This is a genomic window from Azospirillum isscasi, from assembly GCF_030849505.1.
In the GTDB taxonomy this organism is placed as follows: Bacteria; Pseudomonadota; Alphaproteobacteria; order Azospirillales; family Azospirillaceae; genus Azospirillum; species Azospirillum isscasi.
In genome coordinates, this window is the sequence record NZ_JAUJFI010000008.1 from 43,164 (window position 1) to 68,397 (window position 25,234).

The following is a 25,234-nucleotide window of genomic DNA, read 5'->3' on the forward strand; positions in this document are numbered from 1 at the left end:
CTGTTGCAAATCCGCCGAACGGACCGGAACCAACGCCCGCGGCGCCGCGTTGACGAGACAACAGCATCCATTGAGGAGTTCGGGATCATGAGCCGCGCCATGCCGTTCCCCGTCCGCCAGATCGCCCTCGCCAGTTTCGTTCTGACCTTCGCGGCCCTGCTGGCCGGCTGCAACACCATCGAAGGAGCCGGGCAGGACGTCCAGGCAGGCGGACGGGCCGTCGAACGCGCCGCCGAGTGACGCGCGGCCCCATTCCGTTCAAACCCCAATCCGTTAAACCAGAACGAGCAATCCGCATGAGCGACCCCATGAAGCCGGAGCGCCCCACCGAAGTGCCGCCTCCGACCACCCCGAGCACGCCCCAGCCGGACCGTCCGACCACGCCGGACCCCTACCCCGTTCCCCCGAACCCGGACACGCCGCCTGAAATGCCGCCGCCGGCGGAGCAGCCGGTCCCCGGCATGCCGTCGCCGACCCAGGCGTAAGGCGCCGGACACGGCGACCATCGTCAGGAAAGGCCGGCGCCACAGAGCGCCGGCCTTTTTTCATGCCCCCGACACCCGTACCTGGAAGTCGAAGATTCGAATCTGGAAACAACACCGAAACACAAGGGCAACAACAGCCAAGGGACCGTGGCAAAATTCGGCGGAACGGCGTTAAGTGTTTTTTCACCTTTTCCTCTCTCCGCCTCGATGTTAACAATTCTTTAACCAATGAGGAGAGGCAATCATGGCCAGGTTTTCGGGAACCAGCGCCGCCGAACGCTATCTCGGCACCGACTCCGCCGACACCGTTTATGGCAACGGAGGGAACGATTCGCTGTCCGGCGGTCTCGGCAACGACTCCCTGGACGGCGGGCTTGGGAACGATTGGCTGGGCGATCCCTACGCCGGCGATCCGGGCGACGACCACATGCACGGGCGCCAGGGCGACGACCAGCTCTTCGGCGGGGCCGGCGACGACTGGCTGGACGGCGGGTCGGGCAACGACACGGTGAAGGGCGGGCGCGGCGACGACACGCTGGTCGGCAACACCGGCGACGACTGGCTGATCGACACGCTGCGCGACGACGGGTCCGACATCTTCCTGCCCGGTGCCGGCAACGACCACATGGTCAGCTACCACGACGGTGCTACGGACATCTTCCGCTTCGACGTGGTGGCGGGGGGCTTCGGGACGGACGACGTCGGCTATTTCGAGGCGGGGACCGACCGGATCGAGTTCCGCGGCTTCGCCGCCGCCGACCTGACCGTCTCCACAACCGCCACCGGCACGGCCTTCGGCTTCCGCGACGGGTCGTCGCTGACCGTGGACGCGGTCGGTCTGGTCTCCGGACGGGACTATGTGTTCACCTGAACGAAGTACCGCGGGCATGAGGGTCTGACGGCGCAAGGGGCGTGGCCGCGGCTGGCCGCGCCCTTTTCCGTTCCTCCCACGGTCCCGCCGCTCCGCTGCCGCGTTATAGCCTTGCCCACGCGACGGAGGAGCCCACGCATGAACCATCCACGTCCCACCCCCCGCCCCGCCATCCGGCTGCTGGCGGTCTGCGCGCTGGCCGCGCTCGGCGCCTGCGCGGAGACCGGCGACCCGCAACGGCCCATGGCGCGGATGTCGCCGCTGGAGCTGGTCGGGCTGACGGTGCAATCCATCCCGGAAAACCGCATCCTGGGTGCCGTGGAGGACGTCGTCCTCACACCCGACCGCGAACCGGTCCAGCTCGTCGTGGCAAGCGGCGCGCCGGTCCACCCGGTAAAGCGTCATGTGACGCTGGAATCCAGCCAGTTGCGCTATTCGGGCGAGCGGCAGGCGCTGGTGCTCACCGGCATGACGGCGGATCAATTCGACGCGCTGTTCGCCGCGCCCGCCGCCGCGGTCCCGGTCCTCACCCCTCTCCCCGGCGATCCGGCAAACGCCACCAACTGGAACCGCGCCACCGCCCCGCGCTGAGCGGAGGCTTTGCCACCGGACTGCCGATCCGGTTGAGCGGGCAACGGCAGGTAGGGAGGGGACAACACCCCCTCCCTCACACTTAACCGGGCTGACAAGAACCGGGCGACGAATTCCCGTGCGCTTCAGAACGGAATTTCGTCGTCCAGATCGTCGTGCTTGGGCGGGGCGCCGCCGCCGCTGCGTCCACCACCACCGCCACCATAGCCACCGCCGCCGCCGCCGTAGCCGCCGCCACCACCGCCACTGCCGCCGCGCGATTCGTAACCGCCGCCGCCACCGCCGTAACCGCCGCCGCCTTCACCCTCGCGGGCGCCGCCGGTGAAGTCGATCTCGTTGACACGCACCGACAGGCCGGCGCCGCGGGTGCCATCACGCTTCTCGAACTCGCGGATCGTCACCTCGCCGGAGATGACCACGGCCTTGCCCTTGGTCAGGTGCGGCGCCAGCGCCTCCGCACGGCGGCCCCAGATGGAGCAGTCCACCCACTGCGTGGTCTTGCGGTCGCCGAATCCGACGTCGTTGGCGACGCGGAAGCCCAGAACCTTCTCGCCGCTCTGCGTGGAGCGAAGCTCGCCATCCGCGCCGAGGCGCCCCGTAAACGTCCATACATTCATCGCACGTGTCTCCTAGCGCGGGTTCCCGGTACCCCATCCGACCCGTTCGGGCGCCCGGCGGAAGGGCGTCCGGATACCGGGGATGTCTGTTCGCAGGGCCGGTTTGATTCATGGATCGGTCCATGTCCCCTGCCCCGCCCGCGCCTCACAAAGCACGGGGGACAGGCACGGGTCAACCGCCGCCACCGGAGCGCTTCGCCTCTTCCGCCCGGTCACACCCGCCCGGCCCGCGCGAAAGAGAACACTCCATGAACAAATATAGCAGGGAGAGTCCGCGGTGCAAACAGTTTCCTTGGCGGTTCCCCTGCATTCCCATGGGCGGCCCACACCCCGCACGGCCCGCACGGCCCGCACGGATGGAAACGAACGCGCGCTGGTGGCAATGCGCCTGCGCGTGGCACATATCTGTCCGGGCTTCAACGCCCTTCCTGGATCTTCTCTGGCGGCTTCCCTTCCCCACCCGTTTCGGCTAAGAACACTCCATGAACAAGCACATCAGTGTCCGCGGCGCGCGGGAGCACAACCTCAAGAACGTCGATGTCGATCTGCCTCGGGACGAGTTGATCGTCATCACCGGCTTGTCGGGATCGGGCAAGTCCTCGCTGGCGTTCGACACGATCTACGCGGAAGGCCAGCGGCGCTACGTCGAGAGCCTGTCGGCCTACGCGCGCCAGTTCCTGGAGCTGATGCAGAAACCGGACGTCGATTCGATCGAGGGGCTGTCGCCGGCCATCTCCATCGAGCAGAAGACGACCTCCAAGAATCCGCGCTCCACCGTCGGCACGGTGACGGAGATCTACGACTACATGCGCCTTCTCTGGGCGCGGGTCGGCATCCCCTATTCGCCGGCCACCGGCCTGCCCATCGAAAGCCAGACGGTCAGCCAGATGGTCGACCGCATCCTGGCGATGCCGGAGGGCACGCGCCTGCTGCTGCTGGCGCCGCTCATCCGGGGCCGCAAGGGCGAGTACAGGAAGGAGATCCAGGACCTCCGCAAGCGCGGTTTCCAGCGCGTCCGCGTCGACGGCGCGATGCACGAGATCGACGAGGTTCCGGCGCTCAACAAGAAGCTGAAGCACGACATCGACGTGGTGGTGGACCGCATCGTCGTGCGCGAGGGGCTGGGCAACCGTCTGGCCGATTCGCTGGAGACGGCGCTCGGCCTCGCCGACGGCATCGTCTTCGTCGAGAACGCCGAGTCGCACGAGCAGACCGTCTTCTCGCAGAAATTCGCCTGCCCGGTGTCCGGCTTCACGATCCCGGAGATCGAACCGCGGCTGTTCTCCTTCAACAACCCGTTCGGCGCCTGCCCGGCCTGCGACGGGCTGGGCAGCAAGATCTACTTCGACCCCATGCTGGTCGTGCCGGACGAGCGGCTGTCGCTGAAGAAGGGCGCCATCGCCCCCTGGGCCGGCTCCTCCTCCCAGTATTACGTGCAGACGCTGGAGAGCATCGCCCAGCATTTCGGCGTCGCCATGGACACGCCGTGGGAGACGCTGCCGGAGACGGTCCGCCAGACCATCCTCTACGGCTCCGACGGCGCGCCGATCACGATGACCTACGACGACGGGCTGCGCAGCTACCAGACGCACAAGCCCTTCGAGGGCATCGTCAACAACCTGGAGCGCCGCTATCGCGAGACGGAAAGCGCCTACATGCGGGAGGAGCTGTCCAAGTACCAGTCCTCCCAGCCCTGCGAGACCTGCAAGGGCGCCCGCCTGAAGCCGGAGGCGCTGGCCGTGAAGGTGCACGGCCAGCACATCTCCCAGGCGGCGGAAATGTCCATCGCCGACGCGGCGGCGTGGTTCAGCACGCTGAACGACCATCTGCGCCCGAAGGACAAGGAGATCGCCTACCGCATCCTGAAGGAGATCAACGAGCGGCTCGGCTTCCTCAACGCGGTGGGGCTGGAGTATCTGACGCTCAGCCGCGGCTCCGGATCGCTGTCCGGCGGCGAGAGCCAACGCATCCGCCTCGCCTCGCAGATCGGGTCCGGCCTGACCGGCGTGCTCTATGTGCTGGACGAGCCATCCATCGGCCTGCACCAGCGCGACAACGACCGGCTGCTGGCCACCCTCAAAAGGCTCCGCGACCTCGGCAACACCGTGATCGTGGTGGAGCATGACGAGGACGCCATCCGCACCGCCGACTATCTGGTGGACATGGGTCCCGGCGCCGGCCAGCACGGCGGCACCGTGGTCGCCCAGGGCACCCCGGCGGAGGTGCAGGCCAACCCCGACAGCGTCACCGCCCAGTTCCTCACCGGCACCCGCTTCGTGCCGGTCCCCGACCAGCGCCGTCCCGGCCACAAGGACCAGTTCCTGGAGGTGAAGGGCGCCCGCGCCAACAACCTTCAGAACGTCTCGGCGCGCATCCCGCTGGGCACCTTCACCTGCGTCACCGGCGTGTCGGGCGGCGGCAAGTCCACCCTCATCATCGAGACGCTCTACAAAGCGGTGGCGCGCAAGCTGATGGGTGCGCGCGAGCATCCGGCGGAACACGACGAACTCCTCGGGCTGGAGCATCTCGACAAGGTCATCGACATCGACCAGTCGCCCATCGGGCGCACCCCGCGGTCGAACCCCGCCACCTACACCGGCGCCTTCACCCCGATCCGCGACTGGTTCGCCGGCCTGCCGGAGGCGAAGGCCCGCGGCTACGGCCCCGGACGCTTCTCCTTCAACGTGAAGGGCGGGCGCTGCGAGGCGTGCCAGGGCGACGGCGTCATCAAGATCGAGATGCACTTCCTGCCTGACGTCTACGTCACCTGCGACGTCTGCCACGGCAAGCGGTACAACCGCGAGACCCTGGAGGTCACCTACCGCGACAAGACCATCGCCGACGTGCTCGACATGACGGTCGAGGAGGGCAAGGAGTTCTTCAAGGCCGTGCCCGGCATCCGGGACAAGCTGGAGACGCTGGAGCGGGTGGGCCTCGGCTACATCCACATCGGCCAGCCCGCCACCACCCTGTCCGGCGGCGAGGCGCAGCGCGTGAAGCTGTCCAAGGAATTGAGCCGCCGCGCCACCGGCCGCACGCTCTACATCCTGGACGAGCCGACCACCGGCCTGCATTTCGCCGACGTGGAGAAGCTGATGGAGGTGCTCCACGCGCTGGTGGACCAGGGCAACACGGTGCTGGTGATCGAGCACAATCTGGAGGTCATCAAGACCGCCGATTGGATCATCGACCTCGGCCCCGAAGGCGGCACCGGCGGCGGCGAGATCGTCGCGGAGGGCACCCCGGAAGACGTGGCGAAGGTCGCCCGGAGTTACACCGGCCAGTATCTGGCCCCCTACCTGAAGGCGAAGCCGAAAAGCCGGAAGAGGGCGTGAAGACGGGCCGGGGGCATCCCCAGCCCTTTTCTCCGGTCCATTTTTTGCCCCGGAAACAAAGCCCGCGGACGCGCGTTCCTATTCCATCTTTCGCCAATCAGGATGGAGACGGAGCATGTCCAGGACCATGATGTCCGGTGTGGCGCTGGCCTTCGGCGCGGCCTTGCTGGTCAGCGCCTGCGGGACCGACGACACCACCAGCAGCACCACGACCACCACGACCACCACCTCGCCCGGCTATGGCTCCACGCTGACCACGCCGCCGGTCAGCGGCTCGACCACCACCGAGCGCTCGACGACGACCAAGACCGAGTAAGGGCGCACGCCGTCCAAAGAGAAATGGCCGGTTCCGCAAGGGCGGGACCGGCCTTTGTCTTGGTGGATGCCCACCCGCCCCGCCGGACCCGGCGCTCCGTCCTACCAACGTACAGGTTTCAAGCCCTCCCCGCTCGGCTACGCTTTCAAGGCGCGCGATTCCATGACGCGCGCCGGAACAGCCGAAAAACGGAGGAAACCCATGCGCACCCTGATCGCGGTCGCCGCCATGCTGATCGCGCTGGCAAGCCCGGCCATGGCCGTCGAAGTCACGGAATCGGTCACCCTGCCTTACCCCGTGGACAAGGTGTGGCAACAGATCGGTCCCTTCTGCAACGTCGGCGCCTGGCACCCGGCGGTGGAAAGCTGCACCTTGCGGCAGAGGGACGGTGCGCAGGAGCGCGTGCTGGCCCTCAAGGGCGGCGGCGCGATCGAGGAGCGCCTGCTCTCCTCCTCCGCCAGCAGCCACCGCATCCGGTACTCGATCCTGGCCAGCCCGTTGCCGGTCAAGGACTACTCGGCCTCCCTGTCGGCGGCACCCGCCGGCAAGGGCACGCGCGTCGTGTGGAAGGCGCGCTACACCTCCAACGGCGCCAGCGACGAGGAAACACGCAAGGCGATCTCGGGCATTTTCACCTCCGGCTTCGATGGCCTGAAGCAGAAGCTCGCCTCCCGGTAAATCACCGCCTCTCGGCGCAGCGAACACGATCGCCGGAACGTGGGGGCGATCGTGTTCGCGATTCCGCGCCGCGGTCCGGGTTGGCCTTGCCGCCGGAACGATGACGGTCTACTTGTTCGGCAACTTTGTGAAAGCTGCTGATATGGTCGACACGTCCCTTTCCCCCGTTCACGTCATCGGCGGCGGCCTCGCCGGTTCCGAGGCCGCCTGGCAGCTCGCGTCGCGCGGCGTGCCCGTGGTGCTGCACGAGATGCGGCCTGTCCGCCCGACCGAAGCGCACAGCACGGACAAGCTGGCCGAACTGGTGTGCTCCAACTCCTTCCGGTCGGACGATGCGGAGTACAACGCGGTCGGGCTGCTGCATGAGGAGATGCGGCGCTGCGGCTCGCTGATCCTGCGCTGCGCCGATGCGCACAAGGTGCCGGCGGGCGGCGCGCTCGCCATGGACCGCGACGGCTTCGCGGGCGCCGTGACCGAAGCGATCACCGGACATCCGCTCATCACCGTGGAGCGCGGCGAGGTGGCGGGCCTGCCGCCGGAGGAATGGGACAGCGTCGTCATCGCCACCGGCCCCCTCACCTCCCCGCCGCTGGCCGAGGCGATCCGGTCCTTCACGGGCGAGGAGTCGCTGGCCTTCTTCGACGCCATCGCCCCCATCGTCTATCTGGAGAGCGTGGACCTGTCCAAGGCGTGGTTCCAGTCGCGCTACGACAAGCCCGGCCCCGGCGGCACCGGCAAGGATTACATCAACTGCGCCTTCGAGAAGGACGAGTACCGCGCCTTCATCGACGCTCTGATCGCCGGCGAGAAGACCGATTTCAAGGAGTGGGAGAAGAACACCCCCTATTTCGAAGGCTGCCTGCCCATCGAGGTGATGGCGGAGCGCGGGGTGGACACGCTGCGCTACGGCCCGATGAAGCCGGTCGGACTCACCAACCCGCACAAGCCGGAACGCCGCCCCTACGCGGTGGTGCAGCTCCGCCAGGACAACGCGCTGGGCACGCTCTACAACCTCGTCGGCTTCCAGACCAAGCTGCGCCACGCCGAACAGGCGCGGATCTTCCGCATGATTCCCGGCCTGGAAAAGGCGGAGTTCGCCCGGCTGGGCGGCCTGCACCGCAACACCTTCCTGAACAGCCCGCGCCTTCTGGACGGCGCGCTCCGGCTGAAGGCGCAGCCGCGCATCCGATTCGCCGGACAGGTGACGGGCTGCGAGGGTTATGTGGAAAGCGCCGCCGTCGGCCTGCTGGCCGGACGCTTCGCCGCCGCCGAGCGGCTGGGCGGGGAGCCGTCCGCTCCGCCGGCCACCACCGCGCTGGGGGCCATCCTCGGCCACATCACCGGCGGTGCCAACGCGGACACCTACCAGCCGATGAATGTCAATTTCGGCCTGTTCCCGCCGGTGGACGAGCGCATCCGCGGGCGCGACCGCAAGCTGGCCTACACCCGCCGCGCCATGGAGGATCTGGGGGAGTGGCTAAAGGCCGCACCCGGTGTCGCCGCTTGAACCCCGGGCGACTCGGACGGATATCATAAAACTATAATAAAGGTCATAAGTGACACTTAACCAACGTCGTGAAACACTTTCCCTCCAAGAACGGGATAGTCTTACGGCGGGTCTGGTATATGATTCGAACAAAATCATTGGTTGTCAAACAGGTGATCGTCATCGTGATGGTCACCGTCTTTGCCCTGGCGGTAGGGGTTGCGGCCCTTACCACCAAAAGTGGTTCCGACATCGAAGCCCTGGCGCTCAAGAGCGGTGAACAGCTCGGCCACCGCTACGGTGAGATGGTGCATGCCCGCCTGGACAATGCGATGGAGGTCGGCCGCTTCGTCGCGACCTCCCTGGTCAGCCTCAAGGCCGCGGGCCGCGCCGACCGCGAGCAGCTTTCCGGCTGGCTGAAGGGCGTGGCCGAGGCCAATCCGGATTTCCTCGGCGTGTGGGTGGGGATGGAACCCAACGCTCTGGACGGCCGCGACGCGGAGTTCACCGGCAAACCGGGCTCCGACGCCTCGGGGCGCTTCATCCCCTATTGGAACCGCGCGTCCGGCAAGGTCGCGCTGGAATCCCTCGTCGGCTATGAGGATCCGGGCCCCGACGGGATCTATTACCAAGCCCCGAAGCGCAGCGGGCGCGCCATGGTGGTGGAGCCTTATTCCTACGAGGTCGCGGGCCGCAAGGTGCTGATGGTCTCCATGGCCGTTCCGATCGTCGAGAACGGCCGGGTCATCGGCGTGGCCGGCGTGGATCTGTCCACCGACGGCATCTGGTCCATGCTGAAGACGGTGAAGCCCTTCGACAGCGGGTCCGTCCAACTGATCTCGAACGACGGCGTCTGGGCCGGTCATCCCGACGCCGAGCAGATGGGGCAGCCGATCGGGAAGGTGAACCCGGCGATGGACGCCGCCAAGCCGGCCATCCGCTCCGGCAAAGGCTTCGAACAGGTCTCGGTCGCCGAGGGGCAGCCCGTGAAGCAGCTCTTCATCCCGGTGACCGTTATCGGAACACAGACGCCCTGGTCCCTGCTCGTCAACCTGCCGCTCGACAAGATCGACGCGCCGGTCCGCGATCTGCGCAACGCCACCATCGCCGGCGGGCTGGTCCTGCTGGCCGCCCTGGTGGCCGCGCTGCTGATCGCCAGCCGCAGCATCATCGGGGTGCCGCTGCGCCGGACCATCGCCACGCTGAACGCCGTGGTCGCCGGTGACCGCAGCGTGGTCATCGCCGACACCGACCGCGCCGACGAGATCGGCGCCATCAACAAGGCGCTCAAGCTCTTCCAGGACAACGCCATCCGCATGGCCGGCCTGGAGGAGGAGCGCCGCCGCGAGGAGCAGCGCGCCGAGGAACGCCGCAAGCGCGACCTCGCGGAGATCGCCAGCCGGTTCGAGGCGTCGGTGGGTGGCGTCGTGCGCAACGTGTCCGATCAGGCGGGGGAGATGCGCTCCACCGCGCAGAACCTGTCCGCCATCGCCACGCAGACCGACCGTCAGGCCGCCGCCGTGTCCACCGCCGCCGCGGAGGCGAGCCAGAACGTGCAGACGGTGGCCGCCGCCGCGGAGGAGCTGAGTTGCTCGATCCGCGAAATCAACGAGCGCATCGGGCGTTCCTCCCAGATGGCGACGGAAGCGGTCGCCGAGGTGGAGCGCACCAACAGCACGCTGGAAGGGCTGGCCTCCGCCGCGCAGAAGATCGGCGACGTGGTGAACCTGATCCAGGGCATCGCCGGCCAGACCAACCTGCTGGCGCTCAACGCCACCATCGAAGCGGCCCGCGCGGGCGAGGCCGGCAAGGGCTTCGCCGTCGTGGCCAGCGAGGTGAAGAACCTCGCCAACCAGACCGCGAAGGCGACGGAGGACATTTCCCGGCAGATCGCCGACATGCAGACCGTCAGCGGCGCGGTGGTCAGCGTGATCCAGGCGGTGGGGCGGAGCATCATCGGCATCAACGAGACGATCACCGCCATCGCCGCCGCCGCGGAGCAGCAGGGCGCCGCCACCCAGGAAATCAGCCGCAACGTCCAGCAGGCGTCGATGGGCACCGCCGCGGTGTCCACCAACATCGGCGGGGTGACGCAGGCGGCGGGCTCCACCGGCTCCATGGCCGATCAGGCGCTCAACGCCGCCGGCGACCTGTCGCGGGAGGCCGACCAGCTCCGTCAGGAGGTGGAGCGCTTCGTGACGATGATCCGCGCCGCCTGACCGTTGGGGGGGGGCGGCAGCGCCCCCCTCTCTCAGTAACGCCCGCGCAGCGCCGCCCAGACCAGCTTGGCGTGGCGCAGCGGGTGCGGCATCAGCACGCGCGCCGCGAAGGGGTCGTTGCCTTCCCGTTCCAGCGCGTCCAGATGCAGCCCGGCCAGCACCGCCGGCAGCAGGGCCGGCAGAGCGGCGCGCGGCACGGAGCGGCGAAGCGCGCGGGCTTTGGCCAGATGGTCGCGGGCGGCCTCCGCCACCTCCCGCACCACGGGCCGCAATTCCGCTGTGGAGCGCAGTTCGAACAGGTCGCCCGGCTTGGCGCCGTGCGCCTCCATCCGGTCGGCGGGGAGAAGCTGGCGGTGCTGGCGCGCGAGGAAGGGCACCGCCCGGACGATGCCGGCCAACGCATAGCCGATCCCGGCCTGCCGTCCGGCCTCCGCCGCGCCGGCATCCTTCACCCCCAGATTCTCCAGCGCGAGCTGGACGAGCGGCGCGCCGGTGACTTCCGCGTAATTGACGAGGCAGGACAGGTTGGCCGGTGGCGTGTCGTCCAGGTCGGCTTCCCGTGCGTCGATCAGCCGTTCGAACAGGCTGCGGCTCAGCCCGCCTTCCCGGACGGCGGCGGCCAGCGGCTCCATCACCGCGTGCTTGGGCACGGCGCCGCCCCCATAGACCTTGTCCAGCCCGTCGCGCCAGAATTGCAGCCGCATCTGGCCCAGCACCGGTTCGGTCACCACCTCGCGGGTCTTGGCGATCTCCAGGTTGAAGGCGTAGAGGGCGAACAGCGATTCGCGATGCTCAGTCGGGGCAAAGAGGCAGGTCAGGAAGCGGTCGTTGTCATATTTCCGCACCTCCCGTCCGCAATAGGACAGGTCGGGGGTCGCCTTCGCCATGTGATGCCTGTTCTGGAAAAATGGGGGTGGCACAGTTTGGAAGCGGGGCAAAGCCCGCTTGCGCCTTATATTAGGCAGACAGGCTCTCCACACCAGCCCCGACGCGCAGCAGGCGGAACTATGGCCGATTTCAACATCGCCCCCACCAAGCCCCGCAAACCCAGCCCGGTCGCCCGCAAGGACGCGGACTCGGAGAATTTTCCGGTCGCTTCGCGCCTGCTCCCCAAGCATCTCAGGCCGCACGTCATGGCCTTCTACCGGTTCGTCCGGCTGGGCGACGACATCGCCGACGATCCCGATCTCGAACCGGAGACCAAGCTCGCCTATCTGGAGGCGCTGGAGCGCTCCCTGACCACCGGTCAGGCCAAGCACGCCTACCTGAAGCCGGCGCTGGACCTGCGCGCCAGCCTGCAGGCGACGGGGGTCAGCGACCGCCACCCCCGGCAGGTTCTGCGCGCCTTCCGGCGCGACGCGGTGGGGGCGCGCTGCCACAGCTGGAGCGACCTGCTGCTCTACTGCCGCTTCTCGGCCAACCCGGTCGGGCGCTATCTGTTGGATCTGCATGGCGAGGGGGTGGCCGCCGGACCGGCCTCGGACGCGCTGTGCACGGCCTTGCAGGTGCTGAACCATCTTCAGGATTGCCGGGACGACTGGACCCAGCTCGGGCGCTGCTACATTCCGCTGGTCTGGTTCGACGACTCGGCCATCAGCGTCGAGCGGCTGGTGGAGACGGAGAGCGACGCCAAGCTGCGCGCCATCTTCGACCGCACGCTGGAGCACACCGAACGGCTGCTGGAGCGCGCCGCCCCCCTGCCCGGCCTGATCCAGCACCGGGGCCTGCGGATGGAGGCGTCGGTGATCCTCAGCCTCGCCGAATCGCTGGCGCAGCGGCTGCGCACCCGCGACCCGCTGAAGAAGCGGGTGGTGCTGGGCACGCATCACAAGCTGTTCGCCACCGCACGCGGACTGGCGCGCGCCATCGGGAGCAAATAGACTCCCCTCCCCCGCCCCCAGACCGACCCGACACAGGACCGACGTATGCCGCAGCCATCGCTGGACTCGACGCAGAGCGACACCGCCGGAAGTCCGGCTGCCGCGGCGGCGGCGGTGACCGGGCGGTCGGGCAGCACCTTCTACTGGCCGATGCTGCTTCTGCCCCGCTCCAAGCGGGCGGCGATGTTCGCCATCTACGCCTACTGCCGGCGAATCGACGACATTGCGGACGAACCCGGCGAGCCGGCGGAGAAGCGGGCCGCCCTGGACGCCTGGAGACGGGAAATCCGCGGCCTCTATGGCGGCGGCGCTCCGTCCAGCTCCCTGGGGGCGGCGCTGAAGGGCGCCATCGAGCGCTACGGCCTGCCGCGCGGCGAACTGGAAGCGCTGATCGACGGCATGGCGATGGACATTCCCGCCGATGGGCAAAGCGGCGGCATGACCGGCCCGGCGCTGCCGACCCTGCGGCTTTACTGCCGCCGCGTGGCCGGAGCCGTGGGCATGCTGGCGATCCGGGTGTTCGACCGGGCCGACGCCTCCACCGAGGCTTTCGCCCTGGCGTTGGGCGAGGCGCTGCAACTGACCAACATCCTGCGCGACCTGACGGAGGATGCCGGAATCGGACGCCTCTACCTGCCGCGCGAGCTGCTGGACGATGCCGGAATCGGCAGTTCGGACCCCGCCGGGGTTCTCGCCCACCCCAACCTGCCCCAAGCCTGCGAGGCGCTGGCCGACCTCGCCGAGGAGCGCTTCGCCGAAGCGCGGCGGGCGCTGGCCGAAGGGCAGTCCGCCGGACGGCGTGGGTCGCTGTGGGCGGCGGTCGCCATGATGGTGCTGTACCACCGGCTTCTGGTGCGGCTGCGGGCCCGCGGCTGGCGGGATCTCGACCGGCGGGTGCGGGTCGGCAAACGCGAATGCGCCCTGGTGGCCGTGCGCTGCGCGCTCGGCTACCCGCCCGCCGCCTGACGGGCGTCCTTGGGCACCGTCCACATCGTCGGCGCCGGTCTGTCCGGCCTGTCCGCCGCCGTTCGCCTGACCGAGGCCGGGCGGCGCGTCGTCCTGTACGAGGCCGCTCCGCAGGCGGGGGGACGCTGCCGCTCCTTTTACGACGCCACGCTGGACCGGGTGGTGGACAACGGCAGCCATCTGGCGCTCAGCGGCAACCGGGCGCTGCTCGGCTATCTGGAGCGGATCGGCGCCAGTAACGCCCTGACCGCGCTTCGCCCCGCCGCCTTCCCCTTCCTCGACCTGGGCAACGGCGAGCGCTGGTGCCTGCGGCCCGGCGGGCTGTGGCTGTTCGACGGGGCGCGGCGCGTGCCGGGCAGCCGCCCCGCCGATTACCTCGCCGCCCTGCGCACCCTCACCGCCCGTCCCGGGGCGACGGTGGCCGACGCCCTGCCCACCGGCGGGCCGCTGTACGAGCGGCTGTGGCGCCCGCTGGCCGTGTCGGTGATGAATGGGGCGCCGGACCGGGTGTCCGCCCGCCTGTTCGGCGCCGTGCTGCGGGAAACGCTGTTGCGCGGCGAAGCCGCCTGCCGGCCCCTGTTCGCGGAGAAGGGCCTGTCCGCCGCCTTGGTGGACCCCGCCGTGGCGTGGCTTGAGCGGCAGGGAGCCGACCTGCGCCTCGGCGCCCGGGTGGACGGTCTGGACCAGGAGGGCGGCCGGGTCGCCGCCCTGTCGGTGGACGGCGCGCGCGTCCCGCTGGCCGGGAGCGATGCGGTGATCCTGGCGGTGCCGGCCTGGATCGCCGGGCGCCTGCTGCCGGACATGCCGGTCCCTGCCGCCGGGCGGGCCATCGTCAACGCCCATTTCCGACTCCCCGATCCGGCACCGGAGCTTCCCGGCGGCCTGCCCTTCCTGGGGCTGGTGGGCGGCACGGCGGACTGGCTGTTCCGGCGGGGCGACGTGCTGTCGGTGACGGTCAGCGACGCCGACGCCCTGGCTGGGCAACCCGCCGAGTCGGTCGCCGCGACCCTGTGGCGCGACGCCGCCAAGGCGCTGGGCACGCCCGGAGCCGCCCTGCCGCCCTGCCGAATCGTCAAGGAGCGCCGGGCGACTCCGGACCAGTCCCCTGTCCATGCGGCGAATCGTCCCGGCCCTCGGACGGCCCTGAAAAACCTCGTTCTGGCCGGCGATTGGACGAACATGGGGCTGCCGGCCACCCTCGAAGGTGCGGTGCGGTCCGGCGAATTCTCCGCTCGGGCGGTGTTGAACTCAAAAAATACCACCTTTTCGCGCCTCGGCCTTTTTCCAGCCTTCACTTTGCCGCGCCGGGGGCCTATTTGAGCGGACGGAGGCGCTGCGCCGCAAGGCTCGGGCCGAGATGGGACAATTCAAGAAGAGAGGGTAACTCAATGGCGTTCGAACTGCCGCCGCTCCCGTACGCGTATGACGCTCTGGAGCCGTTCATGTCGTCGCAGACTCTCCACCTGCACCACGACAAGCACCACCAGACCTACGTCACCAACCTGAACAACCTGACGAAGGACAGCCCGCTGGCCGACGCCAGCCTGGAAGACGTCATCAAGCAGAGCTACGGCGACGCCTCCAAGGCCGGCCTCTTCAACAACGCCGGTCAGGTGTGGAACCACACCTTCTACTGGCAGAGCATGAAGAAGAACGGTGGCGGCGCCATCCCGGGCGAGCTTGAGAAGCGCCTGATCGCCGACTTCGGCAGCGTGGACAAGTTCAAGGAGGAGTTCTCGAACGCCGCCATCACCCAGTTCGGCTCGGGCTGGGCGTGGCTGTACGTGGAGGGCGGCAAGCTGAAGGTCACCAAGACCTCCAACGCCGACACCCCGCTGGCCCAGGGCCATTTCCCGCTGCTGACCGCCGACGTGTGGGAGCACGCCTACTACGTCGATTACCAGAACCGCCGCGCGGACTTCGTGAAGGCGTTCCTGGAGAGCCTGGTGAACTGGGAGTTCGTGGCCGAGCGCCTGTCGAAGGCCCCGGCCTGATCCGTCGCGGATCGCCAGAACGGAAAAGGCCCCCGCTTCGGGGGCCTTTTTTGTTGGTGCCTTCGGAACCGCTCACACCGGAAGGAGCGCCGCCCCCACCCGCCGGCCTTCGGCCAGCAGGACGTTGTAGGTGCGGCAGGCCGCCCCGGTGTCCATCACCTCCACCACCAGCCCGGCGTCGCGCAGGCTCTGGCGCAGGGCCTTGGGCAGAAGCTGCATCCGCGTGCCGGAACCGAGCAGAAGGAACTCCACCCGCGGCTCCGCCTGGATGACCGGGGCGAAGTCCTCCGCCGTCAGGTCGGCGAAGCCCTGGGGCCGCCAGGGCTGCGTGCGGTCGGGAAGGACCACCACGGCGCCCGTGCGCCACTGCCCGGACACGCAGAACTGCCCTTCCCCGTACCCGTCGATGACCTGCCGGTCCGACGGGATGATCGGCGTGATGTCCGCCATGCTTGTCCGCTTCCTGTTGTGTCGCCCGGGGCGCCGGATTCAGGGCGTCGGGTTGGCGGCGGGAGCCGCGGTTTCCGCCGGTGCGTTGCGGCGCAGCCGGTTCTCGCCCAGGAACAGCAAGATGGGGGCAGCGATGAAGATGGACGAGGAGGTCGCCAGGAAAATGCCGAAGATCAGCACGATGCCGAAATCCTGCAACGCCTCGCCACCGAAGAAGGCCAGCGGCAGGATCGACAGCAGGGTGCACATGGAGGTGCCCAGCGTGCGGTTCAGCGTCTCGTTGATCGAGCGGTCGATCAGCTCGCGCAGCGGCATCTTCTTGTAGATGCGCAGATTCTCGCGCATGCGGTCGTAGACGACGACCTTGTCGTTCACCGAATAGCCCATGATCGTGAGGATCGCCGCCACCGCCGTCAGATTGAACTGCATGCCGGTGATGGCGTAGAAGCCGACGATCTTCGTCACGTCGAGCACCAGCGTGGCGACCGCGCCGGCGCCGAACTGCCATTCGAAACGGAACCAGATGTAGACCAGCATCGCCACCATGGCGAGCCCGAGCGCCAACATGCCGTTGAAGAACAGCTCGCCGCTGATCGACGCGCCGACGGCCTCGACCCGGCGGACGGTGGTGCCGGGGACGGCGCTGGCCAGCGTGGAGCGCACCTTGTCGGCGGCGACCTGCTGGGCGGCGTCGTCGCCGGGCTGCCGCTCCAGCCGGATCAGCACGTCCTGCGGCGAGCCGAACTCCTGCAACTGCACCTGCCCCATGTCGAGCTGGTTCAGCGTGTGGCGCAGCGACGCGAAGTCGGCGGCCTGCGGCGTGCGCGCCTCGATCACGATGCCGCCGCGGAAGTCGATGCCGTAGTTCAGGCCGGGATGGAAGAACAGGACGATGGACGCCAGCGACAGCAGCGCCGACACGATCAGGCCGGCGTAGCGGCCCCGCATGAAGGGGATCTTGGTGTCGTCGGGAACCAGACGAAGCCGGAACATGGGGAAACCTCTCAGACCGGCAGGGCCGCGGGCCGCGCGTTGCGCACCCAGCTGACCATCATGAGGCGGACGAGGACCGTCGCCGTGAACAGGGAGATCAGGATGCCGAAGGAGATCGTGACCGAGAAGCCCTTGATCGCGCCGGTGCCGAAGATGAACAGCAGCGCCATCTTGATGACCGTCGTCAGGTTGGAGTCGATGATGGTCGAATAGGCGCGGCCGAAGCCGGCCTCCATCGCCCCGAACACGCCCCGGCCCTTGCGCGCCTCCTCACGGATGCGTTCGTTGATGAGGATGTTGGCGTCCACCGACAGGCCGAGCGACAACAGGATGCCCGCGATGCCCGGCAGGGTCAGCGTGGCGTTCAGCATCGACAGCGCGGCCATCGTCAGCAGGATGTTGATGAAGAGCGCCAAGCAGGCGAAGGCCCCGAACAGGCCGTAGGCCGCCACCATGTAGACGCAGACCAGCACGAAGCCGATCACCACCGACATCAGGCCGGCGCGGATCGAATCGGCGCCCAGGTCGGGGCCGACCGTGCGTTCCTCGATCACCTTCAGCGGGGCCGGCAGGGCGCCGGCGCGCAGCAGGACAGCGAGGTCGTTGGCGTCGGCGGCGGTGAAGCTGCCGCTGATCTGGCCGCGTCCGCCGGTGATCGGCTCGCGGATCACCGGGGCGCTGATGACCTTGTTGTCCAGCACGATGGCGAAGGGCCGCCCGACGTTGGCGCGGGTCACGTCGGCGAAGCGGCGGGCGCCGATGCTGTCGAATTCGAAATTGACCACCCATTCGCCGGTCTGCGGGTTGTTGCCCGCGGTGGCGTTGGTCAGGTTGGCGCCGTCCACCTCGACCTTCTTGCGGATGACGTAGGCGGTCTGGGTCCGCCCGCCTTCCGCCGAGGGCAGGATGTCGGTGCCCGGAGGAGCGCGGCCCGCGGTCGGGTCGGCGTTCACGTCGACCAGCCGGAAGGTCATCTTCGCGGTGGTGCCGAGAAGCCGCTTCACGCGGTCGGGGTCCTCCACGCCGGGAAGCTGGACCAGGATGCGGTCGCTGCCCTGGCGGGCGATGGTCGGCTCGTTGACGCCGGTCTCGTCGATGCGGCGGCGCACGATCTCGATGGACTGCTCCACCGCCTGGGTGGCGCGCTCGCGCAGCGCGATCTCGCTGAGCGTGGCGGTGACGGCGCCGCCGCTGGAGGCGACCTCCAGGTCCGGCTGTCCGCCGCCCAGCGGGCCGCCGCCGATGGTGTTGGCGAGCTGGCGCAGCGCCCGCACCGCCGTGTCGGCCTGCGCCGGGTCGCGGAGCTGCACGGTGATGCCGCGCTCGCCCGCGTTGATGGCCGTGTAGCCGACGTTGTCGGTGCGGAGCTGGGTGCGCGCCGAATCGACCAGACCTTCGACACGGTCACGGATGACCGCGCCCATGTCCACCTCCAGCAGCAGGTGCGACCCGCCGCGCAGGTCGAGGCCGAGGTTGATCCGGTTGTGCGCGTACCAGCCCGGCAGTGACGCCAGCGTCTCGCGGCTGAGGAAGTTCGGCAGCGTGACGACGGCTCCGAGCACGCAGATCGCGACGATCAGAAAAATCTTCCAGCGCGGAAAATACAGCATTCGTAAACCAGTCCCGTTCGCTACCGGAGGGCCGCGTTACTTGCGGTCCGCAACCTTCTCTTCAGCCTTCTCGTCGGCCTTCTCGGCGGGCGCGCCCTTGGCCGGCTCGGACTTCGACAGCACGAGGTTGACGGTGGAGCGCAGGACGCGCACGCGGACGTTCTCGGCGATCTCGACCTGCAGTTCGTCGTCGGGACCGACCTTGGTGATGGTGCCGATGATGCCGCCGCCGGTCACCACGCGGTCGCCGCGGCGGATGGCCTCCAGCATGCCCTTGTGTTCCTTCATCTTCTTCTGCTGCGGACGGATCAGCAGGAAATAGAAGACGACGAAAATCAGAATCAGCGGCAGGAACTGCACGATCATGTCGGCCCCACCGGCGGCGGGCGCGGCGGTCTGTGCATAGGCCGTCGAAACGAACATCTGGAGGCTCCCTGTGGTTTTGGTTCCGAAGGCGCAGCGGGCGCTCGCGGACGCGGCGACTATAACGGTCCGGGCCGTCGATGCAATGGAATAGGGGTACGTCTGCCGGGCTTCAAGACCCGCGGCTGTCCATCAGGGCAAAGAGAAGCAGGAAGCGGCGCATGCAGGGCGCCTCCACCGGCTCCACCCCGTGGAAGGACCGGTCGGACGGCGCGTAGGCCAGCAGATGGTTCGGCAGGAAGGGTGCCGTGCCGGCCAGTTCGAACTCCTCACGCGGGAACCGCTCGGTCGAACGGTGGAGGGGGGCGGTGAAGGACGGATCGCGGGGGCGGTACAGCGCCGTGCCCAGATGCGGACGGCTGCCGTCCTCCGGCATGTAGAGCAGCATGGACAGGAAGGTGCCGAACACGTCGGTGTGGGGCAGCATGGCATGGCCGGCATGGTCTTCCACCAGCCGCGCATAGACGACGGGCGGGCGGGCCGCGAAGGACTCCAGCTTGGCGGCCAGCGAAGGGAAGCGCGGCGCCAGCCGGACCAGGGTCTCCGGCCCGAACAGGGAGTCCCGCACCTCCCTCCACACCGCCCCGGCCTCCGGTCCCATGGCGTCCAAGGTGCGATCGGACAGGAACGTCTGATAGCGCTGGGGAAGAGTATCCATTTGCAACTGGGCCAGCGCCTCGAACCTCGGCCAGTGGGTGACGGCGCGGGCGTAGAGATCCGCCGGCAGGGCGTCCGGAACCACGAGATGCGGGAAGGGGTCCTCCTGCAAAGGCGTTTCCTCCAGCCGGTGCAGGACATGGGCGGCGTTTCCCGACACCACGGGGGGATCAGGGAACGGAGCGGTGGTCGATCCCGTAGCGGGCCGTAAAGCGTGCATGATCGCCCCCTGTTTCGCGTTCAAGGCACCATAGCGGCGCCCTTCCCCGCTCCGCAAGCGCGCCACATATGGGGTTTGCCACGCATGGGGATGGCCGGGGCTGCGGTGGCTGGTCTGATCCCGTGCATCGCCGCTGCCGTGCGAGCGATACGGTACCCACCGAAATCCCGGACCCGCTCGAAAAAGGGAGGTCCTTGGCTCCACAGGGTTCTTTGACATGGTGAAGAACGTATCCGGTACGGCTCCGCCGGACAGCCGAACCGAATCAGGAATCGCTCGAATTCAGGCGATTTCCCAAGCCAGTTCAACGGGGTGCGACTCCCCCTGTTTTCCCGGGCAGCAATGCCTGGACTTCATTGAAGCCGAGTCCTGCGCGGACTTCATGATCCGATGCTGCTTGATCGGCATCGCCACCAAGTCATCCCTGCAGGCTATGATCGAGAATCCGCGAAATCTGCGCGACGTTGTGGTCCCAGTAGACACCACCACCGTTGGGCACATACCGGACGATCCGTTCCTGGATCCGCGCCGCCGTGGCGGCGACGGCCTGAAGGAACGTCTCGTGGTCCTGAACGACGGTGAGGTCCGAGGGGGCGTGGTCGATGTTGTCGATGCCAATCGCGACGACCGGCAGACCGAGCGCCTCGAACAGATAGACTTTCAAGGGGTTCATGGTCTCGGTGAGCGCGTTGCGCAGATGTGGCACGATCGCGATGTCAAATCCCGCAGCCACTTGGCGAGCAACCTCGTAGCGCAGCGGCCCGGTGACCGTCACATTGTGGTTCCGCCCGAGCGCCTCCACCACGCGGTTGCCCCCGGTCGGTCCGACCAGCACGATCCGATAGCGGGGATCGGCCTGGGCCAGTTTGCTGACCGCCTCGACATCGAAGCGATCCCTCATGTCTCCCACATAGCCGATGCGAAGAACGTCCTCCCCTGGAAACAGATCAATCGCGTCGAGCGCCGTCGGACTCAACCGCTCCGAGGCGTTGGAGACGACATGAACCGGCGATTTGATGAGCGGCATGAAATTCTTGACCACGCCGTGACAATTGGCAAACACCATGGCCGCCGCCGACAGCACGATTTCGTAATTGCTTTGCAGCTTGAGTTTACATGCATCGCTTATGTCAAATGCCCTCTGATCGTCGATGAGATCGGCGGCGACATGGGTAAATCTGCGTGCGGAAACGATATGCTCGAAGTCGAACGTGACCGGGCACACCCAGAGAAGTGCTTCCTGGCTCACGCCATGGCTTTGAAACGTTTTTCGATAGATCTCCGTCAAATCACTTTTTCTCGGCAAAGCCTGCCCCATGAAGGAACGGCCGCGTTCGTCGTGAATGTAAGTGAAGCGCTTCGTCAGGAAGTCATCGGCCAGCCCAAGCCACCGGCTGAGTGTATTTTCATAGATCAGGCGGTTTGCGCTGTATCGGGACTGCGCGTGGTTTCCAAGACGATTGAGGGTGTTGAGGTCGATTGATGCATCAAAGTGGAATATCCGGCCCGCACCGCCGGTTCTGAGAAGGTACTTTGCGATCATGTCGGAGCGCCGCCCAAACAAGCCGCTGTCATTCTGCCTCCAAAGAAACACCACGTCTCGACCAGGCCGGCGCAGGGCCCTGGGTGCGCAAACCTGGACCGGACACGGCAGCGCCGCATCGTCTCCCAGCATCGCCGCGCTGACGGCCCGTTGATCCTCTTCATCGGCAGCCGGGGCTGTGCTCAAACAATGCTCCAGCCGCTCGGCAACGCGCGCCGTGCTGAACTCGGCCAGAAAGCCGTCCCGCACCGCTGTCCGCGAGGGAAGGTTGGCCAGCACGTCCGCGATCTGCATGAACAACGGCCGTTTTTCCCTGAGGATGATGCCCGGGATACCTTTCAGGTCGGCAAACGGAGGAAGGTCCTCGACGATGACCGGCACGCCCATCGCCAGGGCATCCGTCATCTTCGCCGGGATCTGGTAAGCCGCCATGCCGGAGGCACCGTCCTGGGGGAGGACAACCAGATCGGCGGCAACGACGACCGACGGCAAACGCGAAAAGGACACGCCTTCGTGGATGGCCACCGCACTGCCGAGGAGGCGCCTCAGTTCGCTCCTCATGTCGGGGTCTTCGATCGGGCCGATCAGGCACAGCTTGACCCTGGGATCGTCCATCGCGGCGATTGCCTTCGCCAACGGGAGCACGCCCTTGTGCTTGCGCACGGTCCCGATGAACGAAATCACCCGGTCGGTTGAGCCGTACCCCAGGCTGCGGCGGACGGTGTCCCGATCGTAGCGCAAAGGATTGAAATCACTTTCCGAGCGCGCGTGGCGGATGATGGTGCCGCCAAAGCGGTTTTGCAGGGCCACGTTCGAGACCGTGCGCATCGGGAAACACCGGATCAATGCCTCGCACGCCGCCGTTCCCTCCATCTCGTAGGGCTCGATCTCTCCTTGGCGGATCCTGCGCAGCACCGAGAGGGCGTCGGCCTCCTCGCTCCCCTTCGAGGCCGGAAAGAACGACAGCTCATGGTCATCGATGTCCAACGCCACCTGGCACTGGGACCGCACCGCCAATCGCCACCCCAAATACAGGCTCGGCCACCGCGGCTTGCAGATGTGGACGAAGTCGTACTTGGTCGCCTCGGCGCGGTCTCCAAGCTTCGCCAAGTCCTCGAAAGACGCCACCGGAGCGTGAACGATCGACAGATTCGGCTGTTGAGCCAATGGCGGCCATACGGAACGACCAAAGCGCGGAAACAAGGGACCGATCAGGTCAACACGCTCGAACAGCCTTTCCAGAAGTTGGGCCAGGACAAAAGCGCGGCCGGCGGGATTGTGCGCGAGGTCCCAGCAGACGACCGCCGCCCGCGAACCGCGAGCGCCGTGCCGTTGAGCCCGGACATCCGCTGCGAGGATCACGCTTCCTGCGATCTTCACCTCCTGGCCGGTCACGCGCACGACGACCTGATGCTCCTGGCCGTCGATGAACTCCGGCGGGACGGCAAAGACAAAACCGCTGCTTCCGGAGGCGTATCCCGCCTCGATGACATCAGGACGGTCCACGTCGGCGCGCGTGATGCCGGCAAATTTCCCATCGATCTCGACAATCAAAGGCATCTCGCCTGCGCCGGACACCCAGCCGTGCAATTCGCCGTTTCGAAAAAGGTCGATGCATCCGTTTATAGCCATAATCGCCCGCTTGCCCGCTCGCCTTGTTCGTCGCCTTCCGCGTTCTTCTTTGCCCGGACTTCGCCGGACCGGCTTTCAAGTCTGCATGCGCAGGATGTCCGCCCTCCGCTTTCGCCAAGGAGCTTCCCGGCGGAGAGGGCGCCCCACGCGCCTTGCGGCTGACCACGACGGTGCCGAAATAGCCGGGATGCCGCTTCGAACCACGCCTCGCAACCGATCCGACCGAGCGTTCGGAGCAGATCAAAGCCAAAATCAGTGCACACCAGGGTGGCGGTCCCGTCGCCCGCCCGATGGAACCGAGCCTCGGCGTGGTGGATGATCTCCATCTTGAATATTTTGAACAACCCAAAACAAATAATAGTCGATTCTTCCTTACCCATGAAAGTCCAAAATGAAAAACATGACCCCACTTCATTTATTTACCTTGTTGGCTCGATTCACATTTCATTACCAATGTTATCAATAATGATACTGTTGTATATTCTGATAACATAGGAGATGTGAGGGGGTATTCTTCATTGTTTGACGAACCGGTCAAGCGAGTGATAACGCTGCGTCCGTCTCATTTTTGGGTCGATTTTCCAGCCGCAGGGGCTCTCCGCATCGAATGACGAACGGACACCTGCATTTGGTTGTGCAAATCAAACCGGCACCGCCCGTGCAAACACCGGAGCGGCACGGCCTTCGAAGCCCGTTTCAGAAATCCGGTAAGGAAAGCCGCTTGCGGTTGGGGCGGAGGAGGCGGCGGAGCATCAGGCGGATGAGGGCCGGGGGGGTGCCGCGTGGATGGCCCGTCAGCGTTGCAGCGCGCCTGCTTGTCCGCCGCCGGGGCGGCGGGTTAGGGTCGGCGGAACGAAACCGGAAGAAACGCCTGCAAGGGAACATGATGTCGGACGCCCAATTGCTGCCCCTGCTCACCCGCATCGCCGAGGCTCTGGAACGGCTCGCCCCGCCGCCGCCGGGCCGGCTGGACCTCGGCGCCGCCGACGCCTTCGTCTGGCACGCCGATCCCGACCGGTTGGAACCGGTGCCCACCGTCAACCGGGTGGAGATCGGCCTGCTGCGCGGCGTGGAACGGCAGCGCGACATCCTGCTGGACAACACCACCCGCTTTGCGACCGGTCTGCCGGCCAACAACGCCCTGCTCTGGGGCTCCCGCGGCATGGGCAAAAGCTCGCTGGTGAAGTCGGTGCACGCCGCGGTGGCCCAGGACCATCCCGGCACGCTGGCCCTGGTGGAAATCCACCGCGAGGACATCCCCACCCTGCCCCGCCTGCTGGCCCGGCTGAAGGACGAGCCGCGCCGCTTCATCCTGTTCTGCGACGACCTGTCCTTCGACCACGACGACGCGCACTACAAGTCGCTGAAGGCCGTGCTGGAAGGCGGGATCGAGGGGCGTCCGGAGAATGTCGTGTTCTACGCCACCTCCAACCGCCGCCACCTGATGCCGCGCGACATGATCGAGAACGAGCGGTCCACCGCCATCAACCCGGCGGAGGCGGTCGAGGAGAAGGTGTCCCTGTCCGACCGCTTCGGCCTGTGGCTGGGCTTCCACAACTGCGACCAGCCGACCTATTTCGCGATGATCGAGGGCTACGCCGCCCGTTTCGGGTTGGACATTCCGGCGGAGCAACTGCGGGCCGAGGCCGTGGAATGGTCGGTGACCCGCGGCAGCCGCTCCGGCCGGGTGGCGTGGCAGTTCATCCAGGACCTGGCTGGCCGCCTGGGGAAGCCCCTTCGCTGACCCGCGGCTCCATGCGGTCGCGCGGATCGACCGCCTGGCTGCCCTTGCGCAGTTCGAAATGAAGCTGCGGGCTCGTCACCGATCCGGTCTGGCCGACCGTGCCGATGGCCTGCCCGCGCTTCACCGCCACGCCACGCTCCACATCGATGCGGTCGAGATGGGCGTAGGCGGTGATGAAGCCGTCCGAATGCTTCACCAGCAACAGGTTCCCGAAGCCGCGCAGCTCGTTGCCGGCGTAGGCGACCACGCCGTTGTCGGCGGCCACCACCGTGGCGCCCTTGGCGGCGGCGATGTTCAGGCCGTCGTTGTGCAGCCCGTCCGGCTTCGGCCCGAAGCTCGAAATCACCTTGCCCTTCACCGGCCACAGCAGACGCCCGGTGGCGCGCTGCGGCGTGGTCTCCTCCACCGCCTTCGGCGGCGGCGGCGGGGCGGCGGCGATTTCCTGGGCGGGGGCGGGCTGCGGAGGCGGCACCGGAACAGCCTCGACGGGGCGCGGCGCGGGCGCCGGTTCCGGAACGGCGGGT

Annotated in this window: 23 protein-coding genes; 14 read left to right on the top strand and 9 right to left on the bottom strand. The window is 67.5% G+C overall.

All coding sequences use genetic code 11. The features are described from left to right. The first annotated feature begins 87 nt into the window (after window positions 1-87). From QSG27_RS03545 to QSG27_RS03560, 4 genes are all read left to right on the top strand, one after another. A complete protein-coding gene (locus tag QSG27_RS03545; RefSeq protein WP_109069550.1) occupies window positions 88-240 on the top strand; it encodes an entericidin A/B family lipoprotein in 153 nt (50 codons plus the stop codon). Window positions 241-296: 56 nt separating this feature from the next. Beyond that, a complete protein-coding gene (locus QSG27_RS03550) occupies window positions 297-485 on the top strand; it encodes a hypothetical protein (protein ID WP_306703770.1) in 189 nt (62 codons plus the stop codon). 244 nt (window positions 486-729) lie between these two features. Next, a complete protein-coding gene (locus tag QSG27_RS03555; RefSeq protein WP_306703771.1) occupies window positions 730-1,356 on the top strand; it encodes a calcium-binding protein in 627 nt (208 codons plus the stop codon). Between the two features lie 138 nt (window positions 1,357-1,494). After that, a complete protein-coding gene (locus QSG27_RS03560; protein ID WP_306703772.1) occupies window positions 1,495-1,947 on the top strand; it encodes a hypothetical protein in 453 nt (150 codons plus the stop codon). 125 nt (window positions 1,948-2,072) lie between these two features. On the opposite strand, the gene QSG27_RS03565 is transcribed toward QSG27_RS03560, so the two are convergent. Continuing rightward, window positions 2,073-2,564 (bottom strand): single-stranded DNA-binding protein, encoded by a 492-nt coding sequence (locus tag QSG27_RS03565; RefSeq protein ID WP_306703773.1) that lies wholly within the window; start codon window positions 2,562-2,564, stop codon window positions 2,073-2,075. 482 nt (window positions 2,565-3,046) lie between these two features. Between QSG27_RS03565 and uvrA the strand changes: the two genes are divergently transcribed. From uvrA to QSG27_RS03590, 5 genes are all read left to right on the top strand, one after another. Further along, window positions 3,047-5,899, top strand: coding sequence for an excinuclease ABC subunit UvrA (gene uvrA, locus QSG27_RS03570; protein ID WP_306703774.1), 2,853 nt, complete (start codon window positions 3,047-3,049; stop codon window positions 5,897-5,899). A gap of 115 nt (window positions 5,900-6,014) precedes the next feature. After that, the gene (locus QSG27_RS03575; protein WP_306703775.1) at window positions 6,015-6,215 is read left to right on the top strand and encodes a hypothetical protein; all 201 of its coding nucleotides are present in this window, start codon (window positions 6,015-6,017) and stop codon (window positions 6,213-6,215) included. A gap of 201 nt (window positions 6,216-6,416) precedes the next feature. Then, on the top strand, window positions 6,417-6,893 hold the full coding sequence (locus tag QSG27_RS03580) for an SRPBCC family protein (protein ID WP_306703776.1): 477 nt from the start codon (window positions 6,417-6,419) through the stop codon (window positions 6,891-6,893). A 142-nt stretch (window positions 6,894-7,035) separates the two neighbouring features. Beyond that, entirely contained in the window at window positions 7,036-8,400 is a 1,365-nt protein-coding gene (gene trmFO, locus QSG27_RS03585) for a methylenetetrahydrofolate--tRNA-(uracil(54)-C(5))-methyltransferase (FADH(2)-oxidizing) TrmFO (protein WP_306703777.1), read from the top strand. A gap of 137 nt (window positions 8,401-8,537) precedes the next feature. Then, window positions 8,538-10,598 carry a methyl-accepting chemotaxis protein gene (locus tag QSG27_RS03590; protein WP_306703778.1) on the top strand — a complete coding sequence of 687 codons (2,061 nt, stop codon included), beginning with the start codon at window positions 8,538-8,540 and terminating at the stop codon, window positions 10,596-10,598. 32 nt (window positions 10,599-10,630) lie between these two features. On the opposite strand, the gene QSG27_RS03595 is transcribed toward QSG27_RS03590, so the two are convergent. Then, complete coding sequence (locus QSG27_RS03595) at window positions 10,631-11,485, bottom strand: phytoene/squalene synthase family protein (RefSeq protein ID WP_306703779.1); 855 nt, start codon at window positions 11,483-11,485, stop codon at window positions 10,631-10,633. Window positions 11,486-11,605: 120 nt separating this feature from the next. Between QSG27_RS03595 and QSG27_RS03600 the strand changes: the two genes are divergently transcribed. From QSG27_RS03600 to QSG27_RS03615, 4 genes are all read left to right on the top strand, one after another. Continuing rightward, on the top strand, window positions 11,606-12,478 hold the full coding sequence (locus QSG27_RS03600; RefSeq protein ID WP_306703780.1) for a squalene/phytoene synthase family protein: 873 nt from the start codon (window positions 11,606-11,608) through the stop codon (window positions 12,476-12,478). Window positions 12,479-12,523: 45 nt separating this feature from the next. Further along, window positions 12,524-13,444 (top strand): presqualene diphosphate synthase HpnD, encoded by a 921-nt coding sequence (gene hpnD, locus QSG27_RS03605; RefSeq protein WP_306703781.1) that lies wholly within the window; start codon window positions 12,524-12,526, stop codon window positions 13,442-13,444. A gap of 9 nt (window positions 13,445-13,453) precedes the next feature. After that, on the top strand, window positions 13,454-14,764 hold the full coding sequence (gene hpnE / locus QSG27_RS03610) for a hydroxysqualene dehydroxylase HpnE (protein ID WP_306703782.1): 1,311 nt from the start codon (window positions 13,454-13,456) through the stop codon (window positions 14,762-14,764). Window positions 14,765-14,832: 68 nt separating this feature from the next. Beyond that, a complete protein-coding gene (locus QSG27_RS03615; protein WP_306703783.1) occupies window positions 14,833-15,438 on the top strand; it encodes a superoxide dismutase in 606 nt (201 codons plus the stop codon). Window positions 15,439-15,510: 72 nt separating this feature from the next. On the opposite strand, the gene QSG27_RS03620 is transcribed toward QSG27_RS03615, so the two are convergent. The 6 genes from QSG27_RS03620 to QSG27_RS03645 form a co-directional block, all read right to left on the bottom strand. Next, window positions 15,511-15,888, bottom strand: coding sequence for an Mth938-like domain-containing protein (locus QSG27_RS03620; protein WP_306703784.1), 378 nt, complete (start codon window positions 15,886-15,888; stop codon window positions 15,511-15,513). A gap of 39 nt (window positions 15,889-15,927) precedes the next feature. Then, window positions 15,928-16,881: a protein translocase subunit SecF gene (secF, locus tag QSG27_RS03625; RefSeq protein ID WP_306703785.1), complete on the bottom strand. Its 954-nt coding sequence runs from the start codon at window positions 16,879-16,881 to the stop codon at window positions 15,928-15,930. An 11-nt stretch (window positions 16,882-16,892) separates the two neighbouring features. Next, entirely contained in the window at window positions 16,893-18,491 is a 1,599-nt protein-coding gene (secD, locus tag QSG27_RS03630; RefSeq protein ID WP_306703786.1) for a protein translocase subunit SecD, read from the bottom strand. Window positions 18,492-18,527: 36 nt separating this feature from the next. Beyond that, a complete protein-coding gene (yajC, locus tag QSG27_RS03635; protein WP_306703787.1) occupies window positions 18,528-18,914 on the bottom strand; it encodes a preprotein translocase subunit YajC in 387 nt (128 codons plus the stop codon). Window positions 18,915-19,026: 112 nt separating this feature from the next. Then, on the bottom strand, window positions 19,027-19,734 hold the full coding sequence (locus QSG27_RS03640) for a hypothetical protein (protein ID WP_306703788.1): 708 nt from the start codon (window positions 19,732-19,734) through the stop codon (window positions 19,027-19,029). Window positions 19,735-20,209: 475 nt separating this feature from the next. Next, window positions 20,210-22,966, bottom strand: a complete 2,757-nt coding sequence (locus QSG27_RS03645) for a glycosyltransferase (RefSeq protein WP_306703789.1) — start codon at window positions 22,964-22,966, stop codon at window positions 20,210-20,212. Window positions 22,967-23,852: 886 nt separating this feature from the next. Here QSG27_RS03645 and QSG27_RS03650 point away from each other — a divergent pair. Beyond that, window positions 23,853-24,710 carry an ATP-binding protein gene (locus QSG27_RS03650; protein ID WP_094302410.1) on the top strand — a complete coding sequence of 286 codons (858 nt, stop codon included), beginning with the start codon at window positions 23,853-23,855 and terminating at the stop codon, window positions 24,708-24,710. Here the strand turns inward: QSG27_RS03650 and QSG27_RS03655 are convergent. Continuing rightward, window positions 24,667-25,234: murein hydrolase activator EnvC family protein (locus QSG27_RS03655; protein WP_306703790.1), on the bottom strand; the 568-nt coding region annotated here is incomplete at its 5' end. The genes QSG27_RS03650 and QSG27_RS03655 overlap by 44 nt on opposite strands.

Coding starts and splice junctions, on each gene's coding strand:
- QSG27_RS03545 (WP_109069550.1), top strand. CDS start 88: ATGAGCCGCGCCATGCCGTTCCCCGTCCGCCAGATCGCCCTCGCCAGT.
- QSG27_RS03550 (WP_306703770.1), top strand. CDS start 297: ATGAGCGACCCCATGAAGCCGGAGCGCCCCACCGAAGTGCCGCCTCCG.
- QSG27_RS03555 (WP_306703771.1), top strand. CDS start 730: ATGGCCAGGTTTTCGGGAACCAGCGCCGCCGAACGCTATCTCGGCACC.
- QSG27_RS03560 (WP_306703772.1), top strand. CDS start 1,495: ATGAACCATCCACGTCCCACCCCCCGCCCCGCCATCCGGCTGCTGGCG.
- QSG27_RS03565 (WP_306703773.1), bottom strand. CDS start 2,564: ATGAATGTATGGACGTTTACGGGGCGCCTCGGCGCGGATGGCGAGCTT.
- uvrA (WP_306703774.1), top strand. CDS start 3,047: ATGAACAAGCACATCAGTGTCCGCGGCGCGCGGGAGCACAACCTCAAG.
- QSG27_RS03575 (WP_306703775.1), top strand. CDS start 6,015: ATGTCCAGGACCATGATGTCCGGTGTGGCGCTGGCCTTCGGCGCGGCC.
- QSG27_RS03580 (WP_306703776.1), top strand. CDS start 6,417: ATGCGCACCCTGATCGCGGTCGCCGCCATGCTGATCGCGCTGGCAAGC.
- trmFO (WP_306703777.1), top strand. CDS start 7,036: ATGGTCGACACGTCCCTTTCCCCCGTTCACGTCATCGGCGGCGGCCTC.
- QSG27_RS03595 (WP_306703779.1), bottom strand. CDS start 11,485: ATGGCGAAGGCGACCCCCGACCTGTCCTATTGCGGACGGGAGGTGCGG.
- QSG27_RS03600 (WP_306703780.1), top strand. CDS start 11,606: ATGGCCGATTTCAACATCGCCCCCACCAAGCCCCGCAAACCCAGCCCG.
- hpnD (WP_306703781.1), top strand. CDS start 12,524: ATGCCGCAGCCATCGCTGGACTCGACGCAGAGCGACACCGCCGGAAGT.
- QSG27_RS03615 (WP_306703783.1), top strand. CDS start 14,833: ATGGCGTTCGAACTGCCGCCGCTCCCGTACGCGTATGACGCTCTGGAG.
- QSG27_RS03620 (WP_306703784.1), bottom strand. CDS start 15,888: ATGGCGGACATCACGCCGATCATCCCGTCGGACCGGCAGGTCATCGAC.
- secF (WP_306703785.1), bottom strand. CDS start 16,881: ATGTTCCGGCTTCGTCTGGTTCCCGACGACACCAAGATCCCCTTCATG.
- secD (WP_306703786.1), bottom strand. CDS start 18,491: ATGCTGTATTTTCCGCGCTGGAAGATTTTTCTGATCGTCGCGATCTGC.
- yajC (WP_306703787.1), bottom strand. CDS start 18,914: ATGTTCGTTTCGACGGCCTATGCACAGACCGCCGCGCCCGCCGCCGGT.
- QSG27_RS03645 (WP_306703789.1), bottom strand. CDS start 22,966: ATGGCTATAAACGGATGCATCGACCTTTTTCGAAACGGCGAATTGCAC.
- QSG27_RS03650 (WP_094302410.1), top strand. CDS start 23,853: ATGTCGGACGCCCAATTGCTGCCCCTGCTCACCCGCATCGCCGAGGCT.